The following is a 13,100-nucleotide window of genomic DNA, read 5'->3' on the forward strand; positions in this document are numbered from 1 at the left end:
ATGAGCCTTGTTAGAACCTACACCGTCAAAATGCAGTCGGGCGATATATGGCAGTTTAAATACAATTTAAACGGTATTTTAATCTTCTTTAATGTACTGGAAGGAAACCTAACTCCAAAACAAGAAAAATTTCTTTATCTGGATGGTAAATTTCCATGGAAAGAAGAGCATATAAAAGCCTGGTCGAAACTTTATAAAACTACAACTGTAGAAGTTGGTGAGCCAGATTTATCCTTCGCTGCATTTTGGAAATTATATCCATCAAATCTACTTTCAAAGAAGAAACTTGCAAATGAAAGATTCCTTAAATTAAAGGAGACTGATAAAATAAAGATCTTCTTAAAAACCCCCGAATTTATAAAAGAAAAAACTAAGCAAAACTCGCCCTTTCCTTATGCTGAAGTATATATAAATCAGCGGTGGTGGGACCAGTAATTTTTAAACTGTCAAGAAAAAGAAACGGCTCATTAATGAGCCGTTTCTTTTTCTTGACAGTTTAAAAATTAATGGAATTGTTGTTTGTTAAGTTTTCAATCTGATATTTTAAATCAGCTAAAATTAACTGATTTGAACAGAAAGTTTCTTCCATAAATGCAAAAACACAGAACAAGCATCAAATAATTTTGGCAGTAATTACTTATTTTTTATATGTTTGTTTTTTAAACGAGCTAATGAGGTTTAAATATGAAAAATTAAAGAACCCCAAAGCTGCAGGATTATAATGCTATTGGTGTAATTATAATTCAACTAATTTTTATTTATAAATAATTCAATTCTTAAAATGAAAAAACTACTATTGCTTACTTATTTGTTTTTATCAATTTCGGCACAATCTCAGGAAGTATCACCCTACTATCCGGCAAAGCATGTTGTAGATAGAGCTTCTACTTTTACAAGTCAAATAACTTATTTTGACATGAATTACATTACAAATAATATCAGTGAGTTTCTTACTTATCAAATGAATATGGTGGTAACAAAAAGCGATGATAGTAAATTGCTTTATGATGGCGGATCTTACACGATAACTTATACTGACAGATTAGCGCAGTCCGGATATAAAACCCTTATTTTTAATTACAGCATTGGAAAAGTTGACGATATTTATACAATTAAATCTTTGAAAATTACAGGGTCAGATGAGCGTCTTGTTGATTTTTTTATCGAGTTTTGGCAAACAAGTAAAAACTTTACAGCTCCTGCAGGCAATTCAGATGTATCACTTTTGACAGGTCAGGATGTTGCAAAATTTTATTTTAACAAAGGCAAACCCTATATAACGGTTACAAATAATACCTTTAAAACAATAGAAGAATTTAAAGAATATTTCCATAAACTAAAAGGTTAGAAACCCAAAAGCCACTGTAAAAAGTGGTTTTTTTATGGCTTCAAATCATGTTTGAAAATAGGAATAACTTACATATCTTTGCCACTATGACACGCAATGAAAGACTTACCGAAAGAAACAACCAAGTGAGAAAGCTTTTTTATGATCTACAGGTAAAAAATCCGAAGTGGCGTATTGATGCTATCATTGAAGAAGTTGCCGACAGGTTCTTTTTATCTAACAGAACTATTGAGGCTATCATTAAATTCGAAGGGGTCTACAATGATAATGCTAAATCGGCAGAACCGGTACAACCGACATTATTTCAATTTTTATAAAACGTATAATAAATTTTTATTTGCATAGTCAGACTTACGGGTAGGGCAAAGCAGGCGTTTAGCAGCAATACTAAACGCCTGTTTGATTTATAACAATTAGGTTTCCTTTTTTATAAAAACAATACCCTTTTATTTATAGTTTTTATTCTTAAAAACATCCCTGACTCATTTCTGATTTCTCTAAAAAATTACACTGGCATTCAAATTTTTTATATAAGTGTATTTTGAATTTACTGATCTGTAAATCGAGGTTTCAAATAAAAGGGTGTAACTCATGATTTCTTCGCCTTTTTCTCCAGGTTCTTCATTAACATGATTCAAAGGTTTGAACTGTTCACCTTGAAAATTTTGCAATTGTTCGACGATTTTATCAAGAATGTCAATTTCGATTAATGCGTTTTCAGGATCTGAGCTGTAAAAATGTTCCATCCAGCCATCTTTGCAGTAAAAAGTAACAGCAACAACACATTTCCCTTCCTGCTTTTGTTCGACCATCAAAGTCCAGGTAATCGACCTGATTTCAATTAATGCAGCAGTGTAATAAGCAGGATAATTTTCCTTTCCATTACCAAACTGTTGTCGCTGTAAATCGATAAGTTCTAACTCGGGAATGTTTGCGAGTTCTTCTTTTACTTTTATAAATAATTCTTTACGTGGTGTCATACTCTGCGTGTTGTTTTTGGTTTATCTATCAATGGTTTTGTATTGCTTTCTTTAGAGCGTATCCAAATAAAAGCATGCCTTTATTCTTATTTGTAATAACCATCGATATTTAGATTGCCGTTTTCTTCAAACTTGATGTTATTGATTTTCATTCCGTCATATTCAAGGTTCTTTTTAGCTTCAATCAAAAAAGGTAAAAAATCATCTTCATTTAACATTCTGTCAATGCCGACTCCCAGTTCTGGGAATTCTTTGTACTCTCCTTTGTTTGCAAGTAAAATATGCTCTTGGTGTTGGTTATCAGAATAACCGATTACGATATCACCGTTTTGGATATCTAAATCTCCTGTTGTGTCTAAAAGTATATCTGTCATGGAGCAAAATTCGATATATAATAGGGCTCTAAAAATTTATCCTCCAATGCTTGTAAAAAATTGATACAATGTTTGTTTTAATGTCATACAAGCATTGGCAGGTTATTTTTTTTTGCTTCAAAAACGCTTCAATTTTGCCTCATCAAACAATCAGAAATACATAAAACTATTGCTGATGACAGAAGATTTTGTATAAAATGTTAATGAATATAAATTCAGGGTTCTATCAAGAGAATAGACGGATACACAAGTAGCATCAATTACAGATATTCTAAAAGATTACCAAGCTAAAAACAAGAATAATTATGCCAAGAAATATGAAGTATATAGCGGTGCATTGTACGGCAACTTCTCAAAAAACGAGCATTAGCGCAATTCAAAGCTATTGGCAAAAGCAATTGGGCTGGAAAATGCCCGGCTATCACTTTATTATTAAACCTGATGGCGAAATTGTTCAATTATTACCAATAGAACAGGTTTCAAATGGTGTACAAGGATTCAATAGTGAAACGATTAATATCTCCTATATAGGAGGTGTAGATGAAAACAACATTCCGATTGATAACAGAACACCGGCGCAAAAAGCATCGCTTTTAAAAAAGCTAAAAGAATTAAAAATAAAATTTCCACTTGCAAAAATTCAAGGACACAGGGATTTCCCAAAAGTTAAAAAAGCTTGTCCGAGTTTTGATGCCTTAAAGGAATATAAAGATCTATAACAGATGAGATGCAAAGAAAAAACATAAAACTTAAATTTTTACTGATTTGTTTTGTACTTGTTTTTTGCTTTTTGAGCTCCTGCCGTTCTAAACGGCAGGAAACCCAAAAAGTTGATACAATTATTGAAACAACAAAAGAAGATATTGTGAGCTATAAAGACACAATTATTTACGCTCCAAAGTCAGAAACAAGTTTAAAAATACCAATTTCAGACTTAATGTTTAAACCTGATTCAAATGAGGTTGAAACATCTAAAAATAAGGTTGAAACACCTAAAATATACACCCAAAAGAATGGGAATGCAACTGCAAAAATAAAAGTTGTCCATGACTTTATTTATGTTACAGCAACATGTGACAGTTTAGCAATAGCAGCTAAAATAAAAACCAGGCTGGAAAAAGAATACCGATTAAAAGAGCTTTCAGATCAATCGAAAGCAGAGATTCAATCAGGTTTTACATTTTGGAATTTGCTTATTGCCTTTATTCTTGGATTTGCACTTTGTTTAATAATTAAATTTTTTAAAATAATATGAGTTTACCAAATATAATGTTTAATATCTCTAACAATGGTTTAGGGTTATTACAATCCGACACACAAAAAGTCCCAGGCTTTGTTTTGACCGGTGCAACGGTTACCGGTGCCAACAAAGTTACAGTAGGGAATTCGTACCAAATTTTTTCACTCGAAGAAGCTGTTAATCTTGGTATCGAAGAAACTGGAACAAATGCATTTGCATATGGCCAGATAAAGAGCTTTTATGCTGAAGCAAAAAAAGGAGCTGAACTTTGGTTTATGCTGGTGGCTTCAACAGTTACTTTAGAAGACCAGGCCGATTTAACTAAAAACTTTGCAAAGAAACTGTTATCAGATGCACAGGGGAAAATCAGGGTTTTAGGGCTTTTAAAGAAGTCTGGAACTTCTGAAACTATTACAAACGGTCTTGATAACGATGTGCATTTATCTGTTGTTAAAGCTCAGGCATTAGCAGAAGATTTTAGTGACCGTTACTTTCCGGTACGTATTCTAATTTCAGGAAATAAATTCGACGGTACAGTTGCAAATCTTAAGGATTATTCTACAACTGATTACAACAAAGTATCAATCTTGATTGCAAACGTTGACGGTTCAAAAGAAGCATCAATTGGTTTGGCTTTGGGAAGATTAGCGAGTATTCCGACACAGCGAAAAATTAGCCGTGTAAAAGATGGAGCTGTTGAGCCTCTTGCAGCTTACTTTACAAATGGTGAACCAGTATTTACTCTGGATGCTGCCTGGGATGCTATTGACAATAAGAATTATATTTTCTTAAGAAGTTTTGCAAGTCAATCCGGTTTCTTCTTTACAGGAGACAAAACATTAACTAAATCAACGGATGACTTCAATAGTCTTGCTCGTGGTTTGGTGATGGACGAAGCTGTTTTGATTGCTTACGCTACATTGGTGCAGGAGCTTTCAGATGAGGTTCCGGTTACAGCAAGCGGAACAATCCACCCGACAATTATTAAAACATGGCAAAATTCAATTGAGCGTCAAATTGGCGGGCTTATGGTTGAAGCTGGAAAACTTTCAGGTGTTAAAGCATTTATTGATGAAAATCAAAATGTTTTAGTAACCAACAATGTTAACGTTGAGCTTCAATTATTGCCAGTTGGTTATGCAGATTTCATAACGGTAAACATAGGATTTACCACAACATTAGAGTAATGGCAGATTATAGTAGTAAAAATTATTCGTGGAATGATATTTCTATTGCTTTAGGCGGTAGAATTATCGAAGGTATTGAAGAAGTAGAATACACAGTTAAACAAGAAAAAGCAGTTTTGCGTGGTCGTGGATCTGTAGGTCATATGATTACCCGAGGCAACAAAGATTGTGAAGGTAAAATTACATTGTGGCAAAGTGAAGTTGAGGCCATGATCAAAGATGCTCCCAACAATGATATTCTGGCTTTGAACTTTGATATCATTTGGAGTTTTTCACCAAATGATGGAGGTGCAACGATTACCGATGTACTAACAAGTTGCGAGGTTAAAGAATACAAAAAAGGGATGAAGCAGGGAGATCAAAATATGCTTGTAGAATTACCGATCGTTTTCCTGGATATTAAACATCAACAATAAAAACTGAAACATTCAAAAAATCGAAAAGCCATTCTTTAAATTAAAAGAGTGGCTTTTTTAAAAACAAACAAAAAATGAACAAAGCAGATTTAAAAAAAGGAGTAGTAGACGAAAAACAAATTAACGACTGGAAAGAAAAATACGGAGGTGTTTACGCATTACCAGTTGAAGATAAAACCGCCTATTTACGTGAGCCAAAAATGAAAGATTTCAAAAGAGCTTTTACAGCCATGACAAACGATGGTGATTTAGCCTTTGGAGAGGAATTGATCAATGTTTTATTTATTGGTGGTGATGACGAAATTAAAACCAATGATGACTATTTCTTTCCAGCCCGAAAAGAAATGAGGGATTTCTTCAATTTTGATGAAGCTGACATCGAAACAGAAGGTAATAATTCAATTATTACGATCGGTGATGTTAAATGCAAAATTAGAAGCATTACCCGTAATGATATCAAACTGGCAGAAAAGAAAAATCCAAGCGGAAAACCTTTTGTAACCCAGGAAAAACTTTTTGACGTAGTAGTTCTTGAAAAAGATGCGGTCTTCAATGACAGAGACAACGCTGTTATCAGATTTCCATTATATCAGGCAATCGAAAAGCTACAAAATAAAAAAATTGCTATGCTAAAAAAGCTTTAGATGAGGCAGTCATTGACACCAATGACGCCTCATCTTTTGAATTAGTAAAAACTAATAAAAAAGGAGAACCTTACATATACATAAGGCTGTTTGATGCCTATTTAAAATACTACATGCACATTAGAAAACCCGAAAAACTAAGCGATTCTGCCTGGTGTGAGGAAATTCAAAACCTGCATTTTATAAGAACCAAAGAGAAACAAAATTCTCAAACATAAATAATTATGACAGCCTACGAATTTATTATAACGATAAAAGATTATGCCAGTAGTGGCTTAAAACAGATTGCCAATTCAGTTGGTCAGGCTTATGATAAAGTTAAGGTTTTCGCCAAAGGTCTTATTGAAACTGCAAAGAAATCAAAAATATTTGAAGATGTTTTTGGGAACATATTTGATTCCGTTTCGTCATTTACCAAGAAGGTCATTGAAGCCCGGGTTGCGTATGAAGAATTTAAAAAAGGATCGGCATCTACAACACTTGGAGAAGAGATTAAGGCTCTTGATAAACAGTGGAATAAATTTCTTCTTCAGGTTGGTGGAGAAGCTAGCGGAATCTTTACATCTGTTATTTCGCTTATGGTTGCCGGATTGAAGTTTGTAGGTGATAACCTTGCTTATGTTTCAGAATGGTTTTCAATCCTTTTTGAAATGATAGACCCTGTTGTAACCGCTTTTAGGGGTTTTATACAGTCTGCATTGGGAGTAAATTATGTTAGTGAAGCTCTTGGTTTTTTTGGTAGTATAATGACTGGCGTTTTGATTGGCGTTGATTGGCTGACTACCGGTTTAACAGGTATTATCAACATTTTAGCACCTTTTGCCGAGGGAATTATAGCACTAAGTGTCGCATGGACGTTCTTGAACAATAGGATGGCAATTTATAACGCTTTGATGGCGGTTAATCCCACTACGTGGATGGTTCTGGGTATTATAGCTTTGATTATGGTTATTGGAATGGTCATGAAATATACAAGCGGCTGGGGCGAAAGCTGGCAACATACGGTTAATGGAGCTACGTTTTTGTGGCAGGGTTTTACAGATGCTGCAAAACTCAGTTTTGCACTAATGGTTAATTCTTTAATGACTAATATTGATAAGGTTAAGTTAGGCTGGTATAAGTTTAAGGAAGCTGTTGGTATGGGTGATTCATCTGAGAATCAAAAAATGATTGCTCAGATTAATGGCGAGATGGAAGCCCGAAAAAAGGGAATTGCTGACCTTGACAAAAAAAAGAATGATAATTATGCCAAAGCTATAAATGAATTTAGCCAGGTAGGAATTAAAGTTGATACCGACGGAATTAAAAGAGATTTCCAGGAATTAAAAGACAGGTTTAGTAATGCCAAAGCAAAAAAAGACGGTGAAACAGGAGCTTATGACGATTATTTAAATAAGAAAAAAGGACTTACTGCCGGAGCTGACAAAAGCAAGAATATCAAAGGCGAGGATATCAAGGGTCAATCTGATTCAATTGTATCCGGAGGTTCTAAAATGACTCACTTAACAATCAATATTCAAAAGCTTCAGGACGATACTAAAATCTTTGTTGAAAGCACCGAAAAAGGAATCGAAAACTTAGGCGAAAAAGTTCAGGAAATGATCTTAAGAGCTGTCAACAGTGTAAATCAAATGCAAACAGACTAATGGCACAATTTAACATCAAAGAAGTACTTGTAAGGGCTGCGTTGGATTATACCGGCCCACATTTTCCCGAATGGTGGAAAATGAACAAAAAAAAATATGGTTTGCCTGATTTGAGTGCTATAAACTCAAATCAGCTTTTAGGAGCAAAATATTTCATGCAGCTAAAGTTGTCTTATAAAGGACAAATATTTGTGTTACCCAATGAACCTTTAGTTTCAATAGGACTTACCAAAACAATTGTAAAAACTGTAACGGTTGGAAAGTATAAAAAAGGAACGGTTAAGGAATACATAAATACTGATGATTATGTGATATCAATTAAAGGGGTTTGCGTTGACAAGGATGATCCTGAAATATATCCTTCAGATCAGGTTAAATCATTAAATGAGCTGGTTAATATAAATGATGCTCTTGAAATTGAAGAAAATGCCTTTTTTGAGCTATTCGGCATTAGACGCTTAGTAATTGAAGATATCCAGTTTGATGAAATGATAGGCGAATCAGGCATACAAAAATATAGCATTAAGGCGATTTCTGATACTGATTTTTTTGCCGATTTAAATGAAAAGAAATCAACAACCCCAAACTAAAATTAATCTGTTGGAATATGTTTATACTCGAAGCAAAGGTTGAAATAGGCGATTTTATATTTAATGCTGTAAATGAAATTGTAATTACAAAATCGGTCGAAGATATGGCAGACACAGCCATTATTAAACTACCGGCACGATTTAAAGTAAAACAAAATGGCGAGCAAAAATATACTGAAAACGCAATCAAGGTCGGTGATCCGGTAAAGATTACATTAGGCTATGAGGGTAAGTATTCAGGTGTTGAATTTACAGGCTACGTAAAAAAGATTAACCCTAAGATACCGTTTGAAATACATTGTGAAGATGCAATTTGGTTGTTAAGACGAAAAAGTATTACCCAAACATGGGAGAAAACAACGATGAAAGAAATTCTTGAGGAAGTTGTAAAAGGTACTCCAGTTCAATTATCAAGCCCGATTCCACTTGTTAAAATGGATAAATGGATTATAAAAAATGCTAATGGAGCGCAAGTTTTAGAAAGTCTTAAAAAAGATTTCTTAATGTCTGCTTTTATTACTGATGAAGGTAAATTGTATTGCGGTTTGGAGCAACTTACCAACATAGGAGAAACTGCCGTCTATAATCTAAATTTTAATGTTGTCGAAAACAACCTTGAATTTAAAAGCAAGGAAGACAGAAGAATTAAAATTAAATATACATACATCGATAAAGAAAACAAACGTCAAAGTGTTGAAGTTGGAGATACGGACGGTGAACAAAGAGAGTATCATACGTCTGTCATTTCAGACATGAAAAAACTTGAAGAAATGGCAAACGCTGAACTTGAAAAGCTAAAGTATGATGGTTTTGATGGCGATGTAAAAAGCTTCTTAATTCCATTTGCTACAAGAGGTATGAAAGCAAAATTTATTGACAGTGAGCACCCTGACCGTGAAGGAGATTATTTTATTAAAAAAGTAGTCACATCGTTTGGAACTGGTGGGGCAAGAAGAACAGTAACAATTGGTAAGCGTTTGTAATGGATAAAAAGATACAAGATGCATTTAGAAAACTTATGCAGCGGGATGTTGATACATTTCCGGCAAAAGTGATTTCGGTTGATAAAGAACAAGGGACCTGTATGGTATCAGATGATCAAATAAAATACACAGATGTTCAATTATCGTCGGTAATTGATGGAAATAAAAATAAATTTTTCTTGTTCCCCACTGTTGGCAGTTCTGTTCTTGTTAGTCCAATTAAAGAGGATATCAAAAGATTATATGTTGAATCTTACTCAGAGATAGAAAGTTTAGATCTTCAAATTAACACGGTTCAATTTAGAATTACTGAAGCGGGCTTTTTATTGAAAAAGGAAAATGAAACCCTCAAAGGTTTGGTTTCCGATTTATTAACCGCTGTAGAGAACATGAGTTTTTTGGTTACAACTACAGGAGGTGCAGGTAATACAACAACATTAGTAAATGCAGCACAGTTTACGGCTGTAAAAAATAGATTTAATGAGTTTTTAAATGACGTTTAATGAATGATATTTTATTTTTTATTTCTTCAATTCTGGCTGCTATTGGCGGTACCGGTCTTTTTACATTTCTTTTTACAAGGTCAAAATATCAAGTTGATGTATTGCAGGCAAAAGAAAATGCCGAAACAACTGCAATAGAAAATGATATTAGGTTATCAGGACATTATAAAGAAATTCTTGATGATCTCAAAAACAGATATGAAACCCGATACATAGAATTTGAAAATCTGATGAATAGGAAAATTTCATTACTGGAAGAGGAACTAAAACTAAAAGACAGAAAGATTAAACTACAACAACAGGAAATAATCGAATTAAAGCGAGAAAACCGAATACTTAAAGACAATGCAAAAGCAAATCTTACATAATCAATCTTTTTTTGATGTAGCAATTCAGAACATAGGGACTCCGGTTTATGCATTCGATATTGCTCTTAAAAATGGTTTTTCAATTACTGATGATCCAATACCAGGTAACATAATTGAAGTTCCGGAAAGTGAATTACTGGACACACAAATCGTTGAATATTTCACGAACAAAAAACAAATAATTGCTACAGGTTTTACCAACTTAGATAGCAATATTATACCAGAATTAGGTATAGGTACAATGGCAATAAACACAACTTTTATAGTATCATAATGGCAAGAAATATCGAAGTAATACAAAAACAGATGCTAGATGCAGTTTCGGCTGATCAAAATTTAGCTGAATTGAATTCAACCAGTAAATTCGCTATTTACAGGTTATTCATTTTTATCGTTTCCTATGCTCATGTTTTGTTAGAAAAATTGTTTGACACGCACAAAAAAGAAGTGGAAGACATTATCGAACAAAAATACCCACATCGTCCTTCCTGGTATCGTTCTAAAGCTTTGGCGTTTCAGTATGGCTTTGATTTGATTACTGACACAGATAAATACGATAACACAGGTTTTAGTGAAGATATAATTGAAGAGTCAAAAATTGTAAAATACAGTGCTGTTACTAAAAATGGTGGTCAATTGCTGATAAAAATTGCTTCCGAAAACGAAGGAGTTTTACAGCCACTTGATGAACTTCAAAAGGAAGCATTCGATTTCTATATTGATGAAATTACAGACGCTGGTGTTAACTATATAGTAGTAAACAATGAGCCGGATATTTTATTATTGACTTTACAAATATTCCGTGATCCATTGGTTTTAGATCAATACGGAATGAGAATATTACCTGATGGTGGTGGTACCTATCCTGTTGAAGACGCAATTTTAGAATATATGAAAGAACTGCCTTTTAATGGTGAGTTGGTTCTTTTTGATCTTGAAACAAAGCTGAAAGCTGTAGAAGGTGTAAGAATCCCGAACATCGTAAATGCCGAATCTCAGATAATTGATATTAATACAGGAGAATACAAAGATCCGGAACCTATCACAGTGAGAACGATTCCGGCAAGCGGTTATTTTACTGTTCCCGATTTTAAAGGTGTGAGTTATGTGGTATAAGGTAGATTGGAACAAACTGATATTATTGCTTTTACCAACATTTCTAAGAAAGCCAGTAATATTTGGGTATTTAAAAGCATTGATTTCTCCTGTTGAACATCTGAATTATCAATGGTCCCGAATGCGGGAAGAGAATTTGAAAAAGCTACAATACAATTCACAAAAATGCTATTTGCGCGGTGCTCTCAATGATGCTTTTGACAAAGAAGATAGGAGAATAACAATTACGAACACTGTCAATAAAACACAGGATTATATTTATACACAAGCCGAAAACAGACCTGTTTATCTTGGAATAATGTGGTTAGAACCGGCCTTCAATTACTCAGGTTCAAAAGTAGATTTTTTAGTAAATGTACCGCAAGAGCTTGTAAACACAAAATTAAACGAAATAGAGGCTAAGATTGAATTTTATGTCTTAGCCGGAAAATCATATCAAATAATAGCAATATAATGAATAAACTCGATGTAAATCAGGTAGGCGGTTTTCCAATGACCACACGAATACTGGACGAATTGCAAAAAATTTCAGCCGTTTTTAATGGTCTGGGAGGAATTGCCGGAGATAAAACAATTCTTTATGGTTGCAACATTACGGGTTCAACCGCTGATGATGGTGTTGTTTATGTAAATGGTGAAGTTTTCTTTTTTAAAGGCGGAATCGTTCAAAGCAAAGTCATTATCAAAGAAGACAAGGAAAACCTTGTTTTTGAAAACAACGAATCTAAAACAGTTATTAGAACTCGTTACGTAACATTTGGATCAGGAATAGGCTCTATCGATTGGGCTGATTTTACAAAACCAAAAGAAACCAAAGAAATTGAAGAAGCCCTGGAAGGCAAAGCAGATCAGACTTCGTTTGAAGCTTTGTCAAATGCTTTTGCAATTGTCTATACTAAGATGTTGACAATTGAGACTGGAGCACAAAAAAATCTAATGGAGCATTACGATTACGGGCAAATACTTACAACAAACAGAGATCAGGGACAAGATCATGGCAATTTTTCTAAGAATTACGCTGATATTTTTCCACCATCAGGTTATACAATGAGCAATTTAAAGGCATTTATTCCATCCATCAATAAAATATATTTTTCTGGTAATGTAAATGGAGATGATACGCTTTGGTGTGATTATGACCTGAAGATTGATCGTATAACGGTTATTTGTAATAATTCTGAAAGTAGAGCGGCTTCGGAAGTGAGTTATTTAGCAATCTGGAAAAAATAAATCATGGCAGTTACTGAAAAGAATATATTGAAAAACTGGTTTTTAAACGGTTTAAAACCTCCTCAAGAACAGTTCTGGGCGTGGCAGGAGTCCTATTTTCACAAGTATGATGTAATACCACCTACAGCTATTGAAGGACTTTCGGAATTATTGAATAGCAAAGCCGATAAGGAGGCTTTTGACTCGCATCTACAAAATTTTAATACGCATCTAGAAGATTTTAATACGTATGTAGAAGATTTTAATGCACATGTAGAAGATTTAAATGCGCATTACGAGCTGATAGAATTAAGCCGAATTATTCCATATGGTCAGGTACAGGTATTTAAAACAAGTCCTGAAGGAGATCAAAAAGTAAAAGCTATAGGTGATTATTGCGTGGGATGGATTGAAGGTTCTTTGGTTAGTGGAAACTGGAACGGTGGTGACGAAATGCTAAAATCATCTTATGAATAAATACTCAAACAAGTCAAAC

General features: G+C 33.9%; 20 protein-coding genes. 18 read left to right on the forward strand and 2 right to left on the reverse strand.

Translation table 11 applies throughout. The annotated features are described in order from the left end of the window. From JE46_RS20120 to JE46_RS20130, 3 genes are all read left to right on the forward strand, one after another. Complete coding sequence (locus JE46_RS20120) at positions 1 to 435, forward strand: hypothetical protein (RefSeq protein WP_031457083.1); 435 nt, start codon at positions 1 to 3, stop codon at positions 433 to 435. Between the two features lie 346 nt (positions 436 to 781). After that, the gene (locus tag JE46_RS20125) at positions 782 to 1,348 is read left to right on the forward strand and encodes a hypothetical protein (RefSeq protein ID WP_031457084.1); all 567 of its coding nucleotides are present in this window, start codon (positions 782 to 784) and stop codon (positions 1,346 to 1,348) included. 86 nt (positions 1,349 to 1,434) lie between these two features. After that, positions 1,435 to 1,665, forward strand: a complete 231-nt coding sequence (locus JE46_RS20130) for a hypothetical protein (RefSeq protein ID WP_051872960.1) — start codon at positions 1,435 to 1,437, stop codon at positions 1,663 to 1,665. A gap of 180 nt (positions 1,666 to 1,845) precedes the next feature. On the opposite strand, the gene JE46_RS20135 is transcribed toward JE46_RS20130, so the two are convergent. Beyond that, on the reverse strand, positions 1,846 to 2,328 hold the full coding sequence (locus tag JE46_RS20135; RefSeq protein ID WP_035136924.1) for a hypothetical protein: 483 nt from the start codon (positions 2,326 to 2,328) through the stop codon (positions 1,846 to 1,848). A gap of 86 nt (positions 2,329 to 2,414) precedes the next feature. Beyond that, on the reverse strand, positions 2,415 to 2,702 hold the full coding sequence (locus JE46_RS20140) for a hypothetical protein (protein WP_031457087.1): 288 nt from the start codon (positions 2,700 to 2,702) through the stop codon (positions 2,415 to 2,417). 305 nt (positions 2,703 to 3,007) lie between these two features. On the opposite strand from JE46_RS20140, the gene JE46_RS20145 reads away from it, so the two are divergent. The 15 genes from JE46_RS20145 to JE46_RS20215 all read left to right on the forward strand — a co-directional run bounded on the left by JE46_RS20145 (position 3,008) and on the right by JE46_RS20215 (position 13,081). Next, the gene (locus tag JE46_RS20145) at positions 3,008 to 3,421 is read left to right on the forward strand and encodes an N-acetylmuramoyl-L-alanine amidase (RefSeq protein ID WP_031457088.1); all 414 of its coding nucleotides are present in this window, start codon (positions 3,008 to 3,010) and stop codon (positions 3,419 to 3,421) included. A 218-nt stretch (positions 3,422 to 3,639) separates the two neighbouring features. After that, on the forward strand, positions 3,640 to 3,957 hold the full coding sequence (locus JE46_RS24095; protein WP_157505957.1) for a hypothetical protein: 318 nt from the start codon (positions 3,640 to 3,642) through the stop codon (positions 3,955 to 3,957). After that, on the forward strand, positions 3,954 to 5,129 hold the full coding sequence (locus tag JE46_RS20155) for a DUF2586 family protein (protein ID WP_031457090.1): 1,176 nt from the start codon (positions 3,954 to 3,956) through the stop codon (positions 5,127 to 5,129). Before JE46_RS24095 ends, JE46_RS20155 begins: the two co-directional genes overlap by 4 nt. Continuing rightward, positions 5,129 to 5,545: a hypothetical protein gene (locus tag JE46_RS20160; protein WP_031457091.1), complete on the forward strand. Its 417-nt coding sequence runs from the start codon at positions 5,129 to 5,131 to the stop codon at positions 5,543 to 5,545. The genes JE46_RS20155 and JE46_RS20160 overlap by 1 nt, the downstream gene beginning before the upstream one ends. Positions 5,546 to 5,619: 74 nt before the next feature. Beyond that, a complete protein-coding gene (locus JE46_RS20165; RefSeq protein WP_051872961.1) occupies positions 5,620 to 6,189 on the forward strand; it encodes a hypothetical protein in 570 nt (189 codons plus the stop codon). Between the two features lie 224 nt (positions 6,190 to 6,413). Beyond that, complete coding sequence (locus tag JE46_RS20170) at positions 6,414 to 7,835, forward strand: phage tail tape measure protein (protein WP_031457093.1); 1,422 nt, start codon at positions 6,414 to 6,416, stop codon at positions 7,833 to 7,835. After that, positions 7,835 to 8,425: a DUF6046 domain-containing protein gene (locus tag JE46_RS20175; RefSeq protein ID WP_031457094.1), complete on the forward strand. Its 591-nt coding sequence runs from the start codon at positions 7,835 to 7,837 to the stop codon at positions 8,423 to 8,425. The genes JE46_RS20170 and JE46_RS20175 overlap by 1 nt, the downstream gene beginning before the upstream one ends. Before the next feature lie 17 nt (positions 8,426 to 8,442). Further along, positions 8,443 to 9,408 carry a hypothetical protein gene (locus JE46_RS20180; protein WP_031457095.1) on the forward strand — a complete coding sequence of 322 codons (966 nt, stop codon included), beginning with the start codon at positions 8,443 to 8,445 and terminating at the stop codon, positions 9,406 to 9,408. Continuing rightward, positions 9,408 to 9,911: a hypothetical protein gene (locus JE46_RS20185; RefSeq protein ID WP_031457096.1), complete on the forward strand. Its 504-nt coding sequence runs from the start codon at positions 9,408 to 9,410 to the stop codon at positions 9,909 to 9,911. The genes JE46_RS20180 and JE46_RS20185 overlap by 1 nt, the downstream gene beginning before the upstream one ends. Continuing rightward, positions 9,911 to 10,279: a hypothetical protein gene (locus JE46_RS20190; RefSeq protein ID WP_031457097.1), complete on the forward strand. Its 369-nt coding sequence runs from the start codon at positions 9,911 to 9,913 to the stop codon at positions 10,277 to 10,279. The genes JE46_RS20185 and JE46_RS20190 overlap by 1 nt, the downstream gene beginning before the upstream one ends. Next, a complete protein-coding gene (locus JE46_RS20195) occupies positions 10,257 to 10,553 on the forward strand; it encodes a hypothetical protein (protein WP_031457098.1) in 297 nt (98 codons plus the stop codon). Before JE46_RS20190 ends, JE46_RS20195 begins: the two co-directional genes overlap by 23 nt. After that, positions 10,553 to 11,395: a hypothetical protein gene (locus tag JE46_RS20200; protein ID WP_031457099.1), complete on the forward strand. Its 843-nt coding sequence runs from the start codon at positions 10,553 to 10,555 to the stop codon at positions 11,393 to 11,395. Before JE46_RS20195 ends, JE46_RS20200 begins: the two co-directional genes overlap by 1 nt. After that, entirely contained in the window at positions 11,385 to 11,849 is a 465-nt protein-coding gene (locus JE46_RS20205) for a hypothetical protein (RefSeq protein WP_031457100.1), read from the forward strand. Before JE46_RS20200 ends, JE46_RS20205 begins: the two co-directional genes overlap by 11 nt. Next, positions 11,849 to 12,625 carry a hypothetical protein gene (locus JE46_RS20210; protein ID WP_051872962.1) on the forward strand — a complete coding sequence of 259 codons (777 nt, stop codon included), beginning with the start codon at positions 11,849 to 11,851 and terminating at the stop codon, positions 12,623 to 12,625. The genes JE46_RS20205 and JE46_RS20210 overlap by 1 nt, the downstream gene beginning before the upstream one ends. 3 nt (positions 12,626 to 12,628) lie before the next feature. Further along, positions 12,629 to 13,081, forward strand: a complete 453-nt coding sequence (locus tag JE46_RS20215) for a hypothetical protein (RefSeq protein WP_031457102.1) — start codon at positions 12,629 to 12,631, stop codon at positions 13,079 to 13,081. The last annotated feature ends 19 nt before the right edge of the window (positions 13,082 to 13,100 follow it).

The organism is Flavobacterium chungangense LMG 26729 (assembly GCF_000735715.2).
In the GTDB taxonomy this organism is placed as follows: Bacteria; Bacteroidota; Bacteroidia; order Flavobacteriales; family Flavobacteriaceae; genus Flavobacterium; species Flavobacterium chungangense.

Bases quoted from the DNA above. Each gene is read 5' to 3' on its own strand.
- JE46_RS20120 (WP_031457083.1), top strand. From the start codon at position 1: ATGAGCCTTGTTAGAACCTACACCGTCAAAATGCAGTCGGGCGATATA.
- JE46_RS20125 (WP_031457084.1), top strand. From the start codon at position 782: ATGAAAAAACTACTATTGCTTACTTATTTGTTTTTATCAATTTCGGCA.
- JE46_RS20130 (WP_051872960.1), top strand. From the start codon at position 1,435: ATGACACGCAATGAAAGACTTACCGAAAGAAACAACCAAGTGAGAAAG.
- JE46_RS20135 (WP_035136924.1), bottom strand. From the start codon at position 2,328: ATGACACCACGTAAAGAATTATTTATAAAAGTAAAAGAAGAACTCGCA.
- JE46_RS20140 (WP_031457087.1), bottom strand. From the start codon at position 2,702: ATGACAGATATACTTTTAGACACAACAGGAGATTTAGATATCCAAAAC.
- JE46_RS20145 (WP_031457088.1), top strand. From the start codon at position 3,008: ATGCCAAGAAATATGAAGTATATAGCGGTGCATTGTACGGCAACTTCT.
- JE46_RS24095 (WP_157505957.1), top strand. From the start codon at position 3,640: ATGTTTAAACCTGATTCAAATGAGGTTGAAACATCTAAAAATAAGGTT.
- JE46_RS20155 (WP_031457090.1), top strand. From the start codon at position 3,954: ATGAGTTTACCAAATATAATGTTTAATATCTCTAACAATGGTTTAGGG.
- JE46_RS20160 (WP_031457091.1), top strand. From the start codon at position 5,129: ATGGCAGATTATAGTAGTAAAAATTATTCGTGGAATGATATTTCTATT.
- JE46_RS20165 (WP_051872961.1), top strand. From the start codon at position 5,620: ATGAACAAAGCAGATTTAAAAAAAGGAGTAGTAGACGAAAAACAAATT.
- JE46_RS20170 (WP_031457093.1), top strand. From the start codon at position 6,414: ATGACAGCCTACGAATTTATTATAACGATAAAAGATTATGCCAGTAGT.
- JE46_RS20175 (WP_031457094.1), top strand. From the start codon at position 7,835: ATGGCACAATTTAACATCAAAGAAGTACTTGTAAGGGCTGCGTTGGAT.
- JE46_RS20180 (WP_031457095.1), top strand. From the start codon at position 8,443: ATGTTTATACTCGAAGCAAAGGTTGAAATAGGCGATTTTATATTTAAT.
- JE46_RS20185 (WP_031457096.1), top strand. From the start codon at position 9,408: ATGGATAAAAAGATACAAGATGCATTTAGAAAACTTATGCAGCGGGAT.
- JE46_RS20190 (WP_031457097.1), top strand. From the start codon at position 9,911: ATGAATGATATTTTATTTTTTATTTCTTCAATTCTGGCTGCTATTGGC.
- JE46_RS20195 (WP_031457098.1), top strand. From the start codon at position 10,257: ATGCAAAAGCAAATCTTACATAATCAATCTTTTTTTGATGTAGCAATT.
- JE46_RS20200 (WP_031457099.1), top strand. From the start codon at position 10,553: ATGGCAAGAAATATCGAAGTAATACAAAAACAGATGCTAGATGCAGTT.
- JE46_RS20205 (WP_031457100.1), top strand. From the start codon at position 11,385: ATGTGGTATAAGGTAGATTGGAACAAACTGATATTATTGCTTTTACCA.
- JE46_RS20210 (WP_051872962.1), top strand. From the start codon at position 11,849: ATGAATAAACTCGATGTAAATCAGGTAGGCGGTTTTCCAATGACCACA.
- JE46_RS20215 (WP_031457102.1), top strand. From the start codon at position 12,629: ATGGCAGTTACTGAAAAGAATATATTGAAAAACTGGTTTTTAAACGGT.